This is a genomic window from Microbispora sp. CSR-4 (genome assembly GCF_008033685.1).
Classification (GTDB): Bacteria; Actinomycetota; Actinomycetes; order Streptosporangiales; family Streptosporangiaceae; genus Microbispora.
The window spans coordinates 160,352-178,842 of sequence record NZ_VJVX01000006.1 but is presented as its reverse complement, the minus strand read 5'-3'; the positions used below and the strand labels follow the sequence as shown (position 1 = coordinate 178,842).

Here is an 18,491-nt window from a genome sequence, read left to right as displayed (position 1 = left end):
CCCACGACCTGACCGCCGCCCGGATCTGGGGCATCCTGCGCGCGCTCGACCAAGCCGGGATCATCACCCTGGCCGACAAGGCCTATCAGGGCGCCGGGGCCGAGGTGCTGATCACGCCGTACAAGGGCAGGAACAAGCCCGAGTCTCAAAAGCAGGCCAACCGGTCACACGCCAAGCTCCGCGGGCCTGGTGAGCGCGCGAACGCCCAGCTCAAGAGTTGGCGCATCCTGCGCAAGCTGCGATGTAGCCCGAGCAAGACCGGCCACCTGGTCAAAGCCATCGCGGTCCTTCAGAACCATCGGGTAGCACACGCCTCCCGAGGATGAAATTGGCTCAAAGTAACAAGAGCGCGAGGTGTTCGGCAGTACGGCCGGAAACTATTTCATGTCACGATTTCGGCGCTGAGGACGTGAGCAGCCGGTCGAGGACGCGGACGCCGAACTCCAGGCCCTCGACCGGAACGCGCTCGTCGAGACCGTGGAACATGCCGAAGTAGTCGAGGTCGGGCGGCAGCAGCAGCGGTGCGAAGCCGTAGCCCCTGATGCCGATCCTCGCGAACCACTTGGCGTCGGTGCCGCCGCTCATGACGTACGGCACGGGCTTGCCGGCCGGGTCCTCGGCGAGCAGGGCGGCGGTGAGCTTGTCGAACAGGCCCTCGACGGGGGAGGAGACGGCCTCCTCGAAGCTGACGAACTCGCGGGTGACCTTCGGGCCGAGCAGCCGGTCGACGGTCTCCAGGAACTCGTCGCGCTGTCCCGGCAGGAACCGGCCGTCCACGTGGGCCTCGGCCGTGCCGGGGATGACGTTGACCTTGTATCCCGCGTCCAGCATGGTCGGGTTGGCCGAGTTGCGCAGCACGCCCTTGAACAGGGCCGCCGCGCGGGGAATCCGCTCGATCTCCTCCTCCAGCCGGTCGAGGTCGATCGGCCCGCCGAGCGCCCGCGACAGCTCGTCGATCAGCCGGGCCACCTCGGGCGTCAGCCGCACGGGCCAGGGGTGGTCGGCGAGGCGGGCGAGGGCCCGGGCCAGCTCGGCCACGGGGTTGTCCACGGCCGGCTTGGACCCGTGACCGGGCACGCCGCGCGCCGTCAGGCGCATCCAGGCGGTGCCGCGCTCCCCGACCGCCACCGGGTAGATGCGGACGTCGTTCTCATACCAGGAGAAGCCGCCCGACTCGCTGATCGCCTCCGTGCAGCCCTCGAACAGCTCGCGGTGCCGTTCGATCGCGTGACCCGCGCCGTACTCGCCGGTGGACTCCTCGTCGGCGAGGAACGCCAGCACGAGGTCGCGCCGGGGACGCACGCCCCTGCGGGCGTTCTCGCGGGCCCACGCGAGGGTCATGGCGAGCGTGCCCTTCATGTCGACCGCGCCCCGGCCGTGCACGCAGCCGCCGTCGATCTCGCCCGAGAACGGGTGCGTACGCCACTCGGCCGGGTCGGCGGGCACGACGTCGAGGTGCCCGTGCAGGAGCAGCGCGTCGGAGCTGTCGCCGGGGATGCGGGCGACCACGCTGGTGCGGCGCGGCGCCGACTCGAACACCACCGGCTCGATGCCGACCTCGGAAAGCAGGGAGGCCACATATTCGGCGGCCCGCCGCTCGCCCGGCCCGTCGCCGGACCCGTCGTTGGTGGTGTCGATCCGCAGCAGCTCCGAGCAGATCTCGCCGACCTCGCTCATGCCGACTCCTCGCCCGACGGCTCGAAGTCGCATGAGCGAATCGCGCCGTGTCCAAGATTGCTCACTGCGCCTCCCCCTTGTGGAGCGTCAGCGGTGGCACCTCGGGCGTGGGGAAGCCGAAGACGATCCCGTAGAACGCCAGCTCCGCCTCCAGGGCCCGCACGATCGTCTCCTCGCGCCGCCACCCGTGCTGTTCTCCCTCGAACGTAAGGTAGGCCCACTCATGCCCGTGACGGGCCAGCGCGGCGGCGAAGCGCTCCGACTGCGCGGGATCGACCACCTTGTCCTCCAGGCCGTGCAGGAGCAGGGCCGGGCCGGACGCCCGTTCCGCGTGCAGCTCGGGCGATCTGTCCGCGTAGCGCTGCCGGGTCTCGGGCAGCGGGCCGATCAGCCCGTCGAGGTAGCGCGACTCGAAGTCGTGCGTCTCCGCCGCCCAGTGTTCGGGGTCGGAGATGCCGTAGTGGGACACCGCGCCGCAGAACACGTCGCTGTGGACGAGCGCGGCCATCGACGTCCAGCCGCCCGCGCTGCCGCCCCTGATCGCCACCTTCTCGGCCCGTCCGCTGTCCAGCAGCCACCGCGCCACCGTCTCGCAGTCGCGCACGTCCACCACGCCCCAGTTGTGGCGCAGCCGCTCGCGGTAGGCCCGGCCATAGCCGGTGGAGCCGCCGTAGTTGACCTCGGCGACGCCGATGCCCCTGCTGGTGAAGTAGGCGATCTCCAGGTCGAACACCGGCGGCGCCGAGCTCGTCGGCCCGCCGTGCACGAACACCACGTACGGCGCGGGCCCGCCGTCGTCCGACCGGGCCGCCGGGGCGTACAGGTGCGCGTGGACCCCCTCGACGGTCACCGCCTCGGGTGTGGGCAGCTCGGCGTCCTCGGGCACCGGCTTGCCGGGGGACAGCACCTCGTGCGCCCCCGTGTCCAGGTCGACCCGCACCACCTCGTACGGCCGGTGGGGCGAGCCCGCGACCCCCACGACGTGGGAGCCCCGGGCCGACAAGGCGGGCGCCCAGTTGGTGTAGCCGCCGCCGACGTCCCTGATCGAACCGGTGCCCGCCGAGTCGTCGGCGACCCCGAGCCGCCGCTCGTCGGCCGTGCCGTACACGGTGGCGATCCGCCCGTCCGCGACGGCGAAGAACGTGGCGCCGATCTTCCAGGTGGCGTCGCCGAACTCCAGCGGCACCGGGGTCAGGTCGCGCGTCGTGCCGTCCAGGCCGACGAGGTGGATGTTCCACCAGCCGGTGGGGTCGGTGACGGCGTACAGGCTCTCGTCGTCGCGCCACTCGGCCTGGCAGGTGGACGCGCCGGACAGCAGGACGCGGTGGGGACCGCCGTCGACGGATCCGACGCACAGCTCGGTGGCGTCCCAGGGCATGTCGGGGTGGTTCCAGCCGATCCAGGCGAGCGACCGGCCGTCCGGTGAGACGCGCGGGTTCATCAGGAAATGGTGGGTCTTCACCACACTGCGCAGGGGAGAGCCGTCGAGCGGCACCGCGACGATGTCCCGCTCTCCGCTGCGGGCGTCGCCCCGCTCGCGTACGCACCACACCTCGCCGCCGTGGACGACGAGGTCGGCGTAGCGGGCGGGCTCGTCGGGGGTGAGCGGAACCGGCTCCCCGCCGGGGGAGCACACGTAGATCCGGCCGTCCGCCCAGTTGGTGAACACCAGGCGGCCCTCGTGCGCCCGCCAGGACCGTCCGCCGTACTCCATGACCCGGTTCCTGGCGTTCCAGCCCGGCGGGAGCACGTCCTCGATCACGCCGTCGGCCCTGCGCCGCACGACGCAGCGCCGGCCGCCCTCACGTGGGCGCGGCTCGTCCCACCAGACCTCGTCTCCCGAGATCTCCACCCACAGCGGGCGGTCGTCCACCCTCGCGACGTCGACGGCCCTGATGGTCACCAGTTCCCCCCGGATTCTGGAAGCGGAGTGCCGGGAGGATGCACGATGTGCGCGATCCCCCCGCTGCTCGTGGCGCGCAGCCAGACGCTCTCGAACGCCGCACGCGGGTACACCCGCCGCACGCCGTCGTCGTCCGGCGCGGCCGGGTCGTTCGCGATGACGTCGCCGTCGGCCGTGAAACCCGTGACGACCATGATGTGCCCGCCCGTGGAGTATCCGGCACCCGGCAGCTCGTGATCGCGGAACGCCTGAGAGGTGATCACCGGGATTCCGGCGGCGATGAACCGCTCCAGCTCGGCCAGCGAGCGCAGCCGCGTGACGAAGCCGTCCAGCCCGTACCGCCCGGCGTACGCGACGCCGAAGGGCCAGTTGCCGGTGCCCTGGTAGCTGTGGTCGTACATGTCGCGCGCGGCGTGGTCGACCGCCGGGCACGGGTCGCCGGGGGTGACCCAGGCGAGGTCGGCCGGCGTGGGCCCGCGCCCCCAGTAGTCCAGCACCATCGTGAACGACGCGGGGCTGCACCACGACTCCCCGCCGCCGTCCCACTGCGGGTAGTGCCCGGTGTGGGCCTTCTGCGAACGGCGCGGGACGTCGAGCTCGACCGCCCGCAGCCCCGGCGGGCCGCCTCTGCCTGCCTGCCCCACGGCCGAGGCCATCACGGCCAGCGACCGCACGGCGCCGCCGCTGCCGTACAGGGTGGCGCGCACGCGGTAGGAGGTGACGGGGCGGGCCGCGACGAAGGTGTCGACGGCGACGTCCCCGTCGGCGTCACCCTGGCCCGGCAGCGACGTGCGGTGGATGTCGGCGTCCGTCTCGGCCCACCGGCCCATGACATACCACTTGGTCAGTTCGCCGGTGACGGTCCGTGCCTGGATCTCGATCTCCAGCCAGGCGCCGGGCGGCGCGGCGGCCGTCCACGACGGCACCAGCTCGGTGGCGGGGAAGCCGATATCCCGCTCGGGGGACGTCCAGCGGAGGTAGGGCCACTCCCGCTCGCCGCCCGGTGCGAACGGATCCAGATATTTCGCCTTCCCCGTCTCCTGAGCCTCGACGGACCACCGGTGGAGGACGACGGGGCTCACCTGGGGGCTCGGTCCGGCCGACAGCAGGGTGACCACCTCGCCGATTGTTGTTTCCGCCCCGACCTGGCGCATCGGATGGTTTACGTATCCGACACATTCGGACAGTACGGTATCGGCCGCTCTGGTCGGTGAGAGGTAGCTCTGGTCGGTGAGAGGTAGCCCGGGCCGGTCAGAGGTAGCCCGGGCCGGTCAGAGATAGAGACCGGTGGCGGGGGCGGGCTCGGACGCGACGGCGGGACGGCCGTCCCGCAGGGCGAACAGCTCGGCCAGCGTGGCGCCGCCCGGACCGGCGCCTTGGGCGCGGCCCAGCCACTCGGCCGCCTGCCCGGCGTCGAACCGGCCGACCTCGATCTGCGCCAGGCACCGCCCGGGCCGTACGACGGCCGGGTGGAGCCTGCTGAGGTCCTCGTTGGTCGTGATGGCCACGAGCACGTCCCTGCCCTGGCCGAGCAGCCCGTCGGTCAGGTTGAGCAGGCGCGACAGGCCCTGGCCCGTCGACTGCTTGGCCTCGGCGCGGATCAGCTCGTCGCAGTCCTCCAGGACCAGCAGCCGCCAGCGCGGCTCCTCGTCGTCGCCCGGGCCGTCCCAGCCGACGGCGACGTCCATCAGGTAGCCGGGGTCGTTGAACAGCAGCTCGGGGTCGAGCACGCAGTCGACCTGGCACCACGGCGCCCACTCGCGCGCGAGCGTGCGCAGCAGCGTCGTCTTGCCGGTGCCGGGCGGGCCGTGCAGGAGGACCAGCCGGCCCGTCACGTCGGCCGCCGTGGTCGCCATGAGGGCGTCCAGGCGGCCGGTGGCGGCCGTGGGGTAGTTCCTCCTGATCTCCTCCCAGGAGGAGGTCGTGATGGGCTTGGCGGAGCGGTGCGGCCCGTGGCTCGACCGCCACCAGAAGCCCATCCGCACGTGGTCGGCCTCGGGGGCGGCCTCCTCCGCGTCCCTGGTCGCCTGCTCCAGGACCGAGCCGGCCAGCTCCTCGGTCACCGCCGTGGCGGTCAGCGTCGCCGACCGGTTGGAGTTGCGGACCACCCGCAGCGTCCATCCCTCGCCCGCGATGAGCCGGGTCTCGTACCCGTCGGTGTGCTGGGCGACCCGCAGCAGCCGGCCGCCCTCGGCGGTCAGCGGGGCGTCGGCGCGGACCCGGCCGAGGCTGGTGGTGCGCGACCAGGGCTGCTCGCCGGTCGCGAACGGCGACAGCGCCAGGGCGTCGATGACGTCGGCCGGGCTGTCGGTGTCGTCGAGCCAGATCCGCATCGGCACCGGCCGCGGCGGCGTGGAGTGAGGAGAGAAGTCGACCTCCTTGACAACGGACATACCGCGATGATCTCCGCGGGCGCATCGCTCTGTCGAATGGATTTATAGGCGTATTCAGTTTCCAAGCCGTTTAAGCGGTTTCTTGTGGGCAAAAGGCAGTACCTGTTGGCGTGTTACCGCTACGCTCGGTATCCAGTCGTACGGTTTTCAACGGAGAGCACTGTGGCCATCGATCTCGTGTCCCGCGCTGAATGGGGCGCGCGTCCACCCAGAGGCTCGTACTCGTCGCTGTCCTCCACGCGCGGCGTGAAGGTGCACTACACCGGCGGCCGGGTGGACCCGGGCATCGTCGGCGACCATGCCAAGTGCGTGGCCATGGTGAAGTCCATCCAGAGCTTCCACATCGACGGCAATGGCTGGATCGATATCGGCTATTCGATGGTGGCCTGCCCGCATCGGAAGGTATTCGTCGGGAGAGGACCGGGACACCTGCCGGCCGCCAACGGACCCGGCCTGAACTCCGGCCACTACGCGGTGCTCGGTCTCGTGGGCAACGCCGGCCTGGTCCAGCCGACCGACGGCATCCTGCACGCGATCCTGGACGCGGTGGAATATCTGCGTGCCAAGGGCGGCGCGGGCAAGGAGATCAAGGGCCACCGCGACGGCTACTCCACCGACTGCCCCGGCGACCCGCTGTACGCCTGGATCAAGAAGGGCGCGCCACGTCCCGGCGCCACCCAGCCGCAGCCGGACCCCGAACCCGAGCCCGCGCAGAAGTGGCCCGGCCGCCTGCTCAGGTATCCGCCGGTGATGCGCGGCGACGACGTGCGCACCTGGCAGGCCCGGATGAAGGAGCTCGGCTACGACATCGTCGTGGACGGCGCGTACGGCCCCGACTCCCGCGACGTGTGCCGCAGGTTCCAGAAGGACCGGCGCCTCGACGTGGACGGCATCGTCGGTCCCATCACCTGGAACGCCGCCTTCGCCAAGTCCTAGTCACACGGTCACCAGTCAGATCACGGTCACCAGACGACGCCGGGGCTCTCCGCGCCGCCGCCGAAGGCCGAGGTGCCCGTCTTCCGCCACCGCTGCCGTACGTCGTGATAGCCGCCGGTGTGCGGAGCCGTGGCGGTGAACGGACCACAGCTGACGGTCGCGCCGTCGCCGGCGGGGGAGACGCCCGAGCAGATGAACGGCTGCGAGACGTTCTGTTCCGCCGTGCTGTCGTAGAGCTGGATGTGGATGTCGGACCGTACGGACGCGGCACCCCTGATCCGGCCCATGAGATAGAAAACGTCGCCCACCATGGCGAAGCAGGGCGACATCTCCGTGCCCATCGCGTCGCCGACCGAGATCCAGGACCGGCACTGCCACTCGGGGGTCTGACGGGCGCGCTTCGCCTCGTCAGCGCCGCGTTCTTCCGTCGCCACGGCCTCCGACCGGCGCGGCCGGGGTGATGCGGCCGCCTGCCGCGTGGGAGACGGCCGCGTGGCGGGCCGCTGTGTGGGCGACTGCGCGGGGCGCGGCCGGGCAGGCGGCGTGGAGGCCGCCGCGCCGGGATCATGCCCAGGACTGCGCCGCGCCGCTTCACGGGTGCGGCGGTGCGACGGCTCGGCCGATGCCGGTGTGGAGACGGGGGTCGCGGGAGTCGCCGCCGGCCGCCGCGCCGTCGTGCCGGCCGCTCCGTCGCTCGCCCCCGACCGCCACGGGGACAGGACGGCCAGGACCGACGCGGTGAGCGCCAGGGCGGTGGCGCCCGTGACGACGGAGACCAGGCGCCGCCGTGAGCCCCGGCCCCGCGTCGACGCCATGGTCTCCTCATCCGCCGCGGCACCGGAAGGCCCGGCCGCATCGACCGGTCCCACCGGGGTGGCGGGGGTGTACGGTCCCGCCGGTTGCGCGGGGGTAGCCGGAGAGGCCGGAATGTCCGGTCCCACCGGTCCCGTAGGAGCGGCCGGGGTGCCAGGGGTGGCTGAGGGTACGGTCTCCGAGGTGGCGGACGGCGGATCGGACCACGCGATCGGCGGCAGGGCGGGCAGGCCGGCGAGCGACGGCACCGCGTCGCGCAGCGCCGCCGCCACCTGCGCCACATCGGGGCGGCCGGCGGGATCCTTCGCGACACAGGCCCAGACGATCTGCCACAGGGCGTCCGGCATTCCGGGCAGCCGCCGGGGCACGGCCGTCGCGTGCCGCCGCAGCACCACCATCGGATGGTCGGCGACGTACGGCGGGCGCCCGGCGAGCAGCTCGTAGAGGATCAGCCCGATCGCGTACACGTCCACCGCCGTGGTGGGGGTGCCTCCCTCGGCCACCTCCGGAGCGAGGTAGGTGGGCGTGCCGATGATCGAGGTGGTCTGGGTGAGGCCCGGCCCGTGCAGGATGCGGGCCACGCCGAAGTCGGTGAGCCGGACGCGTCCGGTGCTCTCCTCGACCAGGATGTTCCCCGGTTTGATGTCCCGGTGGACGACGCCCTCGGCGTGCGCGGCCCCCACGCCGTCGGCCACCTGGGCGAGCAGCCCGGCCGCCTCGGCCGGGGGCAGCGTGCCACGCCGCTGCAGGAGGGTGCGCAGGTTCCACCCTTCGACCAGGTCCATCACCAGGGCCAGACGCCGGCCCTCGACCACGAAGTCGCGGATGGCGACGATGTTGGGGTGCCGCAGCGACCGCATCACGTTGCGTTCCTGCACGAACCGCAGGACCAGGTCCTGGTCGTCGCCGAGGCCCTCGCGCAGCAGCTTCACCGCCACCGTCTCCCCGGTGTCGCGGTGCCGAGCCCGCCAGACGCTGCCCATCGCGCCTGCGCCTATCTCGTCGAGCAGCACGTAGCCGCTGCCGAGCGACGCCCCGGCCCCGTCCGCGCTCATCGTCCCGCCCTCCCGTCCATGACCGAGATCACAATACTGAGGAAGATCGCCGCTATGCCCCGAACGGAGTTGTCCACATTGCGGACCCCGGGGCTCCGCGGCGGGGCCACGGCATCTAGCATCCGGTTCATGACGGTGCCGCCTGTTGAACTCGACGACCTCGCCGATCCCGCGGCGGGATTCCCACAGGCCACGCGGGAGCAGTGGAGGACGCTCGCGGCCGAGGTGCTGCGCAGGTCGGGCTGGGAGGGTTCGCCGGACGAGGTCGAGGCCGCCCTGACCACCACGACCTACGACGGGGTGGCGGTCGCACCGCTGTACGACGCCGCCGACGTGCCGTCCGCGCCCCGGACGACGCGCATGCCCGGTCCGTGGGACGTGCGCCAGCGGCACGCCGACCCGGACCCGGCCGCGACGCGGGAGGCGATCCACGCCGACCTGGAGAACGGCGTCACGTCCCTGTGGCTCGACCTGAACGCCATCGACCCGGCCGCGCTGCCGGCCGTGCTCGACGGCGTCCTCCTCGACCTCGCCCCGGTCGTCCTCGACGCCGGCCCGCGTACGGCCGAGGCGGCGGAGGCGTTCCTGCGCCTGGCCGAGGGGGTGGCGCTGCCGGGGGGCAACCTGGGCGCCGACCCGATCGGGCTGGCGGCCCGCCCCGGCGCGCCCGTGGACACCGGCGCCGCCGTGGCGCTCGCCCGCCGCTGCGCCGCCGGCCACCCCGGCCTGCGGGCGATCACGGTCAATGCGCTGCCGTACCACGACGCGGGCGGCGCGGACGCCGAGGAGCTCGGCTGCTCGGTCGCGACCGGCGTCGCCTACCTGCGGGCGCTGACCGACGCGGGCCTGACGGCCGAGCAGGCGTTCGGGCAGATCGAGTTCCGCTACGCCGCCACAGCCGACCAGTTCCTCACGATCGCCAAGCTCCGGGCCGCCCGGCGGCTGTGGGCGCGGGTCGCCGAGGTGGTCGGCGGGCCGGGGGCCCAGCTCCAGCACGCGGTCACCTCCTCGGCGATGATGACGGTCAGGGACCCCTGGGTGAACATGCTGCGCACGACCGTCGCCTGCTTCGCGGCCGGAGTGGGCGGGGCCGACGCGGTGACCGTCCAGCCGTTCGACGCCTGTCTCGGGCTGCCCGACGCGTTCGCCCGCCGCATCGCCCGCAACACCCAGTCGCTGCTGGTGGAGGAGGCGAACGTCGCCCGCGTGGCCGACCCGACCGGCGGCTCATGGTATGTGGAACGGCTCACCGCCGACCTCGCCGCCCGGGCCTGGGCGTGGTTCCAGGAGATCGAGCGGGCCGGTGGGATGGCGGCCGCGCTGGAGCGGCTGGTCCCCGAGCGGCTGGCGGCGACCAGGGCCAGGCGCGCGGACGCCATCGCCCACCGCCGCGACCCGATCACCGGGGTCAGCGAGTTCCCCGACCTGAAGGAGAGGCCGGTGTCCCGGCGGCCCGGCCCCGGGCTCGCCGTCACACCGGCCGTCAAAACCCGAGCCACACCCGCCGTCACACCCGGCCCTGCGTCCGGCGGTGCGTCCGATGGCGGGCGTGGCGGCCTGCCGGTGACGCGCTACGCCGAGGAGTTCGAGGCGCTGCGCGACATCGCCGACGCCCAGCCGAGCCGGCCCACCGTGTTCCTCGCCACGATCGGGCCGGTCGCCGCGCACACCGCGCGGGCGACGTTCGCCGCCAACCTGTTCGCGGCGGGCGGCGTCGCGACCGTCACCAGCGGCCCCGGCACCGACCCGGACGCGATCGCCGCCGCCTTCCGCGACTGCGGCACCCCCGTGGCCTGCCTGTGCTCCAGCGACCGGCTCTACGGCGAGCACGCCGCGGCGGTGGCCGCGGCGCTGCGGGAGGCCGGGGCGCGCACGGTGTGGCTGGCGGGGAAGGGGGAGTATGAGGGGGTGGACGCCACCCTGTACGCCGGCTGTGACGCGCTCGGGGTGCTCCGCGCGACGTTCGACGATCTGGGAGTGGCTCGATGATTCCGGACTTCTCGGAGATTGACCTGGGGTCGAGCGCCGTGGCGCCGGACGTCCACCCCGGTGCCACGGCGCGAGATGACGCGGCGTGGGATGACGCGGCGCGAGATGACGCGGTGTGGGAGACCCCGGAGGGCATCGCGGTCAAGCCGCTCTACACGGCGGCCGACCTGGAGGACGGCCCGTCCCTCAGGACCTACCCGGGCATCGCGCCGTTCCTGCGCGGCCCCTACCCGACGATGTACGTCACCCAGCCGTGGACCATCCGGCAGTACGCCGGGTTCTCCACGGCCGAGGAGTCCAACGCGTTCTACCGGCGCAACCTGGCGGCCGGGCAGAAGGGCCTGTCGGTCGCCTTCGATCTCGCGACCCACCGGGGCTACGACTCCGATCACCCCCGCGTCGCCGGTGACGTCGGCATGGCGGGCGTGGCGATCGACTCGATCTACGACATGCGGCAGCTCTTCGACGGCATCCCGCTCGACCGGATGAGCGTGTCGATGACGATGAACGGCGCGGTGCTGCCGATCCTGGCGCTCTACATCGTCGCGGCCGAGGAGCAGGGCGTCACGCCCGACAAGCTGGCGGGGACCATCCAGAACGACATCCTCAAGGAGTTCATGGTCCGCAACACCTACATCTACCCGCCGGGCCCCTCGATGCGGATCATCTCCGACATCTTCGAGTACACCTCCAGGAAGATGCCGAAGTTCAACTCCATCTCGATCTCCGGCTACCACATCCAGGAGGCCGGGGCGACCTGCGACCTGGAGCTCGCGTACACGCTGGCCGACGGTCTGGAGTATCTGCGCGCGGGCGTCAACGCGGGGCTGGGCATCGACGATTTCGCGCCGCGCCTGTCGTTCTTCTGGTGCATCGGCATGAACTTCTTCATGGAGGTCGCCAAGCTCCGCGCCGCCCGGCTGCTGTGGGCCCGCCTGGTCAAGGGCTTCGGCCCGGAGAACCCCAAGTCGCTGTCGCTGCGCACGCACAGCCAGACCTCCGGATGGTCGCTGACCGCACAGGACGTGTTCAACAACGTCGTGCGGACCTGCGTCGAGGCGATGGCGGCCACCCAGGGGCACACGCAGTCGCTGCACACCAACGCCCTGGACGAGGCGCTCGCGCTGCCGAGCGACTTCTCGGCGCGGATCGCCCGCAACACCCAGCTCCTGCTCCAGCAGGAGTCGGGCACGACGCGGGTGATCGACCCGTGGGGCGGCTCCTTCTACGTCGAGACCCTCACCCGCGAGCTGGCGCGGACGGCCTGGGGCCACATCCAGGAGGTCGAGCGGGCCGGCGGCATGGCCAGGGCCATCGACCAGGGGCTGCCCAAGATGCGCATCGAGGAGGCGGCGGCCCGCACCCAGGCCCGCATCGACTCGGGCAGGCAGCCGGTGATCGGCGTCAACAAGTATCGCCCCGAGGCCGACGAGCCGATCGAGGTGCTCAAGGTCGACAACACGGCCGTGCGCAACCAGCAGATCGACAAGCTGCGCAGGCTGCGCGAGGAGCGCTCGGCCGACGCCGTCGCCCAGGCGCTGGAGGCGCTGACCAAGGGCGCGGCCGGCGGGGAGAACCTGCTGGAGCTCGCGGTGAACGCCGCCAGGGCCAAGGCCACGGTCGGGGAGATCTCCGACGCGCTGGAAAAGGTCTTCGGACGGCACGCCGCGCAGATCCGTACGATATCGGGCGTGTATCGCGCGGAGGTGGGCGACGCCGCGGATCGGGTGCGGGAGGCGTGCGCGCAGTTCGAGAAGGCGGAGGGCCGCCGGCCCCGGATCCTCGTCGCGAAGATGGGCCAGGACGGTCACGACCGGGGCCAGAAGGTGATCGCGAGCGGCTTCGCCGACCTCGGGTTCGACGTGGACGTCGGCCCGCTGTTCCAGACGCCCGAGGAGGTCGCCCGGCAGGCCGTCGAGGCCGACGTGCACGTGGTCGGGGTCTCCTCGCTGGCGGCCGGGCACCTGACGCTGGTGCCCGCGCTGCGGCAGGCGCTCGCCGACCTCGGCGCGGACGACATCATGATCGTGGTCGGCGGGGTGATCCCCCCGGACGACGTCGAGGAGCTGCGCGCCGCGGGCGCCTCGGCGATCTTCCTGCCCGGCACGGTGATCGCCGACGCCGCCCTGGAACTGCTGCGCGAGCTGTCCGCCCGGCTGGGCCATAGATGACCGTGCCGGTGATCGAGGACTACGTCAAGGGCGTGCTGTCGGGTGACCGGCGGTGGATAGCCCGGGCCATCACGCTGGTGGAGTCGACCAGGGCCGATCACCGGGAGATGGCGCAGCGGCTGCTGGTCGAGCTGACCCCGCACGCCGGCAAGGCCCGCAGGGTGGGCGTGTCCGGGGTGCCCGGGGTCGGCAAGTCGACCTTCATCGAGGCGCTCGGCACCTATCTAACCGGGCAGGGGCACCGGGTGGCCGTGCTGGCCGTCGACCCCTCGTCGCGGCGCTCCGGCGGCAGCATCCTGGGGGACAAGACCCGGATGGCCCGGCTGTCGGCCGACCCGAACGCCTTCATCCGGCCTTCACCCACGGCCGGGACGCTCGGCGGCGTGGCGAAGGCCACCCGCGAGGCCATCGTCGTCGTCGAGGCGGCGGGATACGACATCGTGCTCGTCGAGACGGTCGGGGTCGGCCAGTCGGAGACCGCGGTCGCCGACATGGTCGACACCTTCGTCCTGCTCACCCTCGCCCGTACGGGCGACCAGCTCCAGGGCATCAAGAAGGGCGTGCTGGAGCTGGCCGACGTCATCGCGGTCAACAAGGCCGACGGCGAGCACGAGACGGCCGCGCGCAGGGCGGCGCGTGAGCTGTCCGGGGCGCTGCGGCTGCTGCGCTCGGACACGCCCGTGCTGACCTGCAGTGGTCTGACCGGCGCCGGGCTCGAGGAGCTGTGGGCCCACGTCGTGCGCCACCAGGAGGGCGCCGACCTCGCGGCCCGGCGCAGCCGCCAGCAGGTCGAGTGGACCTGGGCCCTGGTCCGGGAGCGGCTGCTGGCCATGCTCCACGACGCCACCGCGGAGATCGCGCCCGACATCGAGCGGCAGGTCCTCGCCGGCACCCTCACCCCGGCGCTGGCCGCCGACCGCATCCTGGCGGCCTTCCTGGCCGCGGACGCCTCTCATGACACCCGGGGGATCACCTTTCCTCCCGAGTGAGAGAGATCGCTACCCGTGTGACCGGGAATGCACTGTTGCACGTTTCCCCCGGCCGGAACCGTGCCACGATGTGGCCGCTTTCGACTACGGGGAGGTGCGATGAACCACGATCCGATGATGCCGCCGCAGGTGGAGCGTGCTCTGCGGGAGTATCGGGCGCTACTGTCCGCGCACGGGATCACCTGGGGAGAGCCGCCGCTGGGCTACGTCCGGATGATGCCGTTCCTCCGGTTTCCTGAGCAGGCCGAGCGGATGACTCTGCGGCCCGACCTCGACGCGGAGTTCCGCGACACCCTGGACGGCGAGGTCCCCCGGGGGCTGGCGGCACTGCGGCTGACCACGGACGGCCACCGCCTGGAGCACCGCCTGGATCACGGCCCGGCCCGGCCGGTGGTGTCGCCGGGGCCTGTGCCGGTCATCCTGCTGGTCGACTCCGCGCTGCCGCACCCGGTCGAGGTGACGGCCGACGGCGTGCCGTACGGGATCACGGCGGGCGGGGCCAGGCTCCTCGACGTGACGACCGCGACCACGCTCACGGTGGACGGCGAGGTGGTGGACCTGTCGGGGCTGGCCCGGCCCGCGCCGGCCGCGCGGCTGCGGTTGCGGGCGGGCTTCCCGTGCCGGTGGAGCGTCACCTCGGCCGGCGGCCAGGGGTGGTATCCGGAGGGAGCGCCGGAACGGCGCGACAACGACGATCAGCCGTTCTTCCACGGCGACGACGTCGTGCTCGCCGTGCCCTGCGAGCCCGTCACGATCCGGGTCACGCGCGGCATGGAATATGACATCGCCGAGACGACGGTCGTCCCCAGGACGGGGGAGGAGACGCTGGTCGGGCTCGCGCCGCACCGGCTCTACGACGCCGCCGCCCGCGGCTGGTACGGCGCCGACCTGCACGTCCACATGAACTGGGCGGGCGACCTGGTCGCCGCACCGGCGGAGGCGGCCGCCGCGCAGCTCGGCGAGGACCTGCACGTGCTGAACCTCGTCGCCGGCAACGTCGCGGGCGCCCGGGTCTACGACCGGGAGGCGCTCCAGCACTGGGCCGGGCGCGACCTGCCGTGGTCGGACGCCGGGCACGTCGCACGGATGGGCGTGGAGTATCGCAACGACCTGTTCGGGCACGTCCACGTCTTCGGGGTGGCCGCGCCGCCCGCCGTCTATCACACGGGCTTCGGCGCCGACGCCGACTGGCCGCCCAACGCGGCGGTCTGCGGCGACCTGCGGGAGCCGCGCGCGGTCCTCGGGTACGCCCACCCGTTCCACGGCCCGGTCTCCTCCCCCGAGGACGTGGCCGGGGACGGGAGGAGGAACTGCACCGGCCGTGCCCTGGTGGTGGACGCCGCGCTCGGCATGGTCGACGGCGTCGAAGTGTTGCACTTCAGCGACAGGTCGTCCGCGCCGGGGACCGCCGAGGTCTACCGGAGGCTGGTCGGCGCGGGCAACCGGCTCGCCGCGCTCGCCGGGACCGACACCATGCTGTCGTTCACCCGCCAGGACACGGTCTCCAGCCCGCCGGGCTGGGAGCGCGTCTACGCCCGCGTCGACGGGCCGCTCAGCGCCGAGTCGTTCGCCGAGGCCGTACGGCGGGGCCGGACGTTCGCCACCACAGGCCCCTGGCTGGAGCTCACGGTGGACGGCCTGGGGCCGGGGGAGACGCTCGACCTCGCGGGCGGCGAGACGGTCGCGGTCCGGGCCAGGGCAGTCGGGCCCGAGGTGGAGCACATCGAGATCAGGACCGCGGGCGGCGTGCTCGCCGAGGGCCCGGGTCACGAGATCACCGCCTCGCTGCCGGTGACGGACGCCGGCTACGTGGTCGCCGTGGCCCACGGCGGCCCCCACCCGCGTGCTCCGCGCGGGCGCGCGTACGCCCACACCAGCCCGGTCTACCTGGACGTGCGGGGACGGCACGTGGCACGGGAGGAGGACGTGCGCTGGTGCCTGCGGTGGCTCGACCTGCTCGACGAGCTGGTGCGGGCCAGGGCCCGCCTGCGGACCCGGGCCCAGCTGCGCGATCACCTCGACCTGATCGAGAAGGCCCGCGCGGTGTACGAATCCCGCCTGTGCTGAGCCCCGTCTGTGATCCTCGGCTCGGCACGGCAGGCCGAGGGCGGGCGGGGGCGCGTCAGGCGAACAGCGCGCGGCCCCAGTAGTCGCCGCCGTCGACCACGCCGGGCGGGCAGGCGAACAGGCCGCTGGAGACGTGCTTGATGTACTCGTTCAGCGCGTCCTTCTGCGACAGCATCCGCTGGATGGGGACGAACTGCTTGCGGGGATCGCGCTGGTAGGCCATGAAGAACAGGCCCGCGTCCAGCCGCCCGAGGCCGTCGGAGCCGTCCACGAAGTTGTAGCCGCGCCGCAGCAGCCGCGCGCCGCCGTGGGCGTCGGGGTGCGCGAGCCGTACGTGCGCGTTGCCGGCGATCACGGGCGTGCCGTCCGGGCCCTTCTTGGCGAAGTCCGGCGCGTCGAACTCCTTGTGCCCGGTGAGCGGCGCGCCCTCGCCCTTGTCGCGGCCGAAGATGGCCTGCTGCTCGGCCAGCGGGGCGCGGTCCCAGGTCTCGATGTGCATCCTGATCTTGCGGGTCACCAGATAGGTGCCGCCGTCCATCCAGGCCGGGCCGTCGCCGGGCGCGGCCCAGAGGTAGTCGCGCAGCATGGCGGTGTCTTCGAGCTTGAGGTTGTTGGTGCCGTCCTTGAAGCCCATGAGGTTGCGCGGCGTCGCCTGCGACCGCGAGGTGGACGAGGTGCGGCCGAACCCGAGCTGCGAGTAGCGGACGGAGACCTTGCCGAATCCGATCCGCGCGAGGTTGCGGATGGCGTGCACCGCCACCTGCGGGTCGTGCGCGCACGCCTGCACGCAGATGTCCCCGCCGGAGATCTCGGGCTGCAGGTCCTCGCCGGGGAAGGCCGGCAGGTCGGCCAGCGCGGGCGGCCTGCGGTCCGCGAGGCCGAACCGGTCGTCGAACAGCGACGGGCCGAAGCCGACGGTCAGCGTCAGGCCGGAGGCGGGCAGACCGAGCGCCTCGCCGGTGTCGTCCGGCGGCGCCTCGGGCGGCCCGCCCACGGCGCCGAACGTGCCGGCGTCCTTGCCCTGGGTCATCCGGGCCGCGGCGGCGGTCCACTCCTGGAGCAGCTCCACGAGCTCGGCCTTGTCCTTCGTGATCACGTCGAACGCGACGAAGTGCAGCCGGTCCTGGGCGGGAGTGGTGACGCCCGCCTGGTGCGGGCCGTAGAAGGGCACGGGGTCGGAGGTCGAGGCCGCGTGGGCGACCGGCTCCTCGGCGAACGAGCGTGTGACGACGGCGCCTGCCCCGACGGCGGCCACGCCCGCGGCGCCCAGGCCGAACAGCCGCCTGCGGCTGATCCCCCTGCCCTCGGAGCGGGCCTCGGAGTGGACCTCGGGCCGGTCCTCGGAGCCGCGCGCGGTCATCCGGCCACCACCGAGGCCACCTTGCTGATCGGCTCGGCCAGGGCGTTGATCGCGTCGGACAGCGCCTTGAGGTCGCTCTTCGACAGCTCCGTGTGCAGCTTCCAGCCGTCGCCGCTGCGGTGCGCGGCGAGCGCGTTCTCGGCGTCGGCGAACTTCGCGTCGAGCGTCTTCACCAGATCGGCGTCGCGCTCCTCCAGCACCGGGCGCAGCGCCTGGACGGCGGCCTTCGAGCCCTGCAGGTTGGCGTCGAAGTCCCACAGGTCGGTGTGCGAGTAGCGGTCCTCCTCACCGGTGATCTTGCCGGTGGCCACCTCGTCGAGCAGCCCCTTGGCGCCGTTGGCGAGCTGTACGGGGGACAGGTCGACCGTCGCGGACTTCGTCACGATCGTGTTCACGTCGGTCATCAGCTTGTCGGCGATGGGGCCGTCGCCGCCGACGTCCTTCTTGACCCACAGGTCCTTCTCGATGCGGTGGAAGCCGGTCCACTCCTCGCCGTCGGCCACATCGTTCTCCCGCGCGTCGATGGCCGGGTCGAGGTCGCCGAAGACCTCGGCGACCGGCTCGATCCGCTCCCAGTAGGTGCGGGCGATCGGGTAGAGCTCCTTGGCCTTGTCCACGTCGCCGGCCTTGACGGCCTCGGTGAACTCCTTGGTCTTGTCGAGCAGCGTGTCGGACTGGCTCTTGATGTAGCGCTTGTAGCTGGCGACGGCCTCGGCGAGCTGGGCGTCCTCGGCGAGCGGCTTGTGCTCGCCGCTGACCTTGAGGGGGCCGCGGATGCCCTTGCCGGTCATCCCGGGCTTGCAGGCGGTCTCGTACACGCCCGGGGGAAGCTCCACCACGACGTCGCGGGTCAGGCCGGGCACGATGTTCTCGACCTCGCCCATGACCCGGTCGCCCGCCGCGTACACGTAGAACTCGGTCACCTTCGTGCCGTTGTTGGTGATCGAGAAGGTCGAGGTGCCGGCGGCCAGGTCGGACTTCGCCACCTTGCACTCGGTGTCGGTGGCGGCCACGGCGATCTTCCCGTCGCCGGCCGCCGTCGCCTCGGTCGCGGTGCCGGTGCCCGTGGACGAGCAGGCGGTGAGGCCGGCGAGGGCCAGCGCCGCGACGGCCAGGACGGTGGGGGTGCGCATGTCGG

At 72.7% G+C, this 18,491-nt stretch carries 13 protein-coding genes; 6 read left to right on the top strand and 7 right to left on the bottom strand.

The features are described 5' to 3' along the window. The coding region (locus FLV34_RS08490) for a transposase family protein (RefSeq protein WP_147942800.1) at positions 1–326 on the top strand (326 nt) is incomplete at its 5' end. A gap of 61 nt (positions 327–387) precedes the next feature. On the opposite strand, the gene FLV34_RS08485 is transcribed toward FLV34_RS08490, so the two are convergent. The 4 genes from FLV34_RS08485 to FLV34_RS08470 all read right to left on the bottom strand — a co-directional run bounded on the left by FLV34_RS08485 (position 388) and on the right by FLV34_RS08470 (position 5,973). Next, positions 388–1,677: a M20/M25/M40 family metallo-hydrolase gene (locus FLV34_RS08485; protein ID WP_147942799.1), complete on the bottom strand. Its 1,290-nt coding sequence runs from the start codon at positions 1,675–1,677 to the stop codon at positions 388–390. A 61-nt stretch (positions 1,678–1,738) separates the two neighbouring features. Then, complete coding sequence (locus FLV34_RS08480) at positions 1,739–3,580, bottom strand: prolyl oligopeptidase family serine peptidase (RefSeq protein ID WP_261985706.1); 1,842 nt, start codon at positions 3,578–3,580, stop codon at positions 1,739–1,741. Further along, positions 3,577–4,698 carry a C39 family peptidase gene (locus FLV34_RS08475; RefSeq protein ID WP_261985705.1) on the bottom strand — a complete coding sequence of 374 codons (1,122 nt, stop codon included), beginning with the start codon at positions 4,696–4,698 and terminating at the stop codon, positions 3,577–3,579. Before FLV34_RS08475 ends, FLV34_RS08480 begins: the two co-directional genes overlap by 4 nt. A 153-nt stretch (positions 4,699–4,851) precedes the next feature. Further along, a complete protein-coding gene (locus FLV34_RS08470; protein ID WP_142648257.1) occupies positions 4,852–5,973 on the bottom strand; it encodes a DUF5925 domain-containing protein in 1,122 nt (373 codons plus the stop codon). Between the two features lie 162 nt (positions 5,974–6,135). Between FLV34_RS08470 and FLV34_RS08465 the strand changes: the two genes are divergently transcribed. Then, complete coding sequence (locus tag FLV34_RS08465; protein WP_142648258.1) at positions 6,136–6,909, top strand: N-acetylmuramoyl-L-alanine amidase; 774 nt, start codon at positions 6,136–6,138, stop codon at positions 6,907–6,909. 26 nt (positions 6,910–6,935) lie between these two features. Here the strand turns inward: FLV34_RS08465 and FLV34_RS08460 are convergent, their stop codons facing one another. Next, positions 6,936–8,777, bottom strand: coding sequence for a serine/threonine-protein kinase (locus FLV34_RS08460; protein WP_147942797.1), 1,842 nt, complete (start codon positions 8,775–8,777; stop codon positions 6,936–6,938). A gap of 129 nt (positions 8,778–8,906) precedes the next feature. Here FLV34_RS08460 and FLV34_RS08455 point away from each other — a divergent pair, with 129 nt between their 5' ends. From FLV34_RS08455 to FLV34_RS08440, 4 genes are all read left to right on the top strand, one after another. Continuing rightward, on the top strand, positions 8,907–10,766 hold the full coding sequence (locus FLV34_RS08455; protein WP_147942796.1) for a methylmalonyl-CoA mutase family protein: 1,860 nt from the start codon (positions 8,907–8,909) through the stop codon (positions 10,764–10,766). Next, a complete protein-coding gene (gene scpA, locus FLV34_RS08450; RefSeq protein WP_147942795.1) occupies positions 10,763–12,937 on the top strand; it encodes a methylmalonyl-CoA mutase in 2,175 nt (724 codons plus the stop codon). The genes FLV34_RS08455 and scpA overlap by 4 nt, the downstream gene beginning before the upstream one ends. Then, positions 12,934–13,926, top strand: a complete 993-nt coding sequence (gene meaB, locus FLV34_RS08445) for a methylmalonyl Co-A mutase-associated GTPase MeaB (RefSeq protein WP_142648262.1) — start codon at positions 12,934–12,936, stop codon at positions 13,924–13,926. Before scpA ends, meaB begins: the two co-directional genes overlap by 4 nt. A gap of 99 nt (positions 13,927–14,025) precedes the next feature. After that, positions 14,026–15,993: a CehA/McbA family metallohydrolase gene (locus FLV34_RS08440; RefSeq protein ID WP_147942794.1), complete on the top strand. Its 1,968-nt coding sequence runs from the start codon at positions 14,026–14,028 to the stop codon at positions 15,991–15,993. 55 nt (positions 15,994–16,048) lie between these two features. Here the strand turns inward: FLV34_RS08440 and efeB are convergent, their stop codons facing one another. After that, on the bottom strand, positions 16,049–17,353 hold the full coding sequence (gene efeB, locus FLV34_RS08435) for an iron uptake transporter deferrochelatase/peroxidase subunit (protein ID WP_142648264.1): 1,305 nt from the start codon (positions 17,351–17,353) through the stop codon (positions 16,049–16,051). Continuing rightward, positions 17,350–18,486: an iron uptake system protein EfeO gene (efeO, locus tag FLV34_RS08430; protein ID WP_142648265.1), complete on the bottom strand. Its 1,137-nt coding sequence runs from the start codon at positions 18,484–18,486 to the stop codon at positions 17,350–17,352. The genes efeB and efeO overlap by 4 nt, the downstream gene beginning before the upstream one ends. Positions 18,487–18,491 lie beyond the last annotated feature (5 nt).

Bases quoted from the DNA above. Each gene is read 5' to 3' on its own strand.
- FLV34_RS08485 (WP_147942799.1), bottom strand. From the start codon at position 1,677: ATGAGCGAGGTCGGCGAGATCTGCTCGGAGCTGCTGCGGATCGACACC.
- FLV34_RS08470 (WP_142648257.1), bottom strand. From the start codon at position 5,973: ATGTCCGTTGTCAAGGAGGTCGACTTCTCTCCTCACTCCACGCCGCCG.
- FLV34_RS08460 (WP_147942797.1), bottom strand. From the start codon at position 8,777: ATGAGCGCGGACGGGGCCGGGGCGTCGCTCGGCAGCGGCTACGTGCTG.
- FLV34_RS08455 (WP_147942796.1), top strand. From the start codon at position 8,907: ATGACGGTGCCGCCTGTTGAACTCGACGACCTCGCCGATCCCGCGGCG.
- scpA (WP_147942795.1), top strand. From the start codon at position 10,763: ATGATTCCGGACTTCTCGGAGATTGACCTGGGGTCGAGCGCCGTGGCG.
- meaB (WP_142648262.1), top strand. From the start codon at position 12,934: ATGACCGTGCCGGTGATCGAGGACTACGTCAAGGGCGTGCTGTCGGGT.
- FLV34_RS08440 (WP_147942794.1), top strand. From the start codon at position 14,026: ATGAACCACGATCCGATGATGCCGCCGCAGGTGGAGCGTGCTCTGCGG.
- efeB (WP_142648264.1), bottom strand. From the start codon at position 17,353: ATGACCGCGCGCGGCTCCGAGGACCGGCCCGAGGTCCACTCCGAGGCC.
- efeO (WP_142648265.1), bottom strand. From the start codon at position 18,486: ATGCGCACCCCCACCGTCCTGGCCGTCGCGGCGCTGGCCCTCGCCGGC.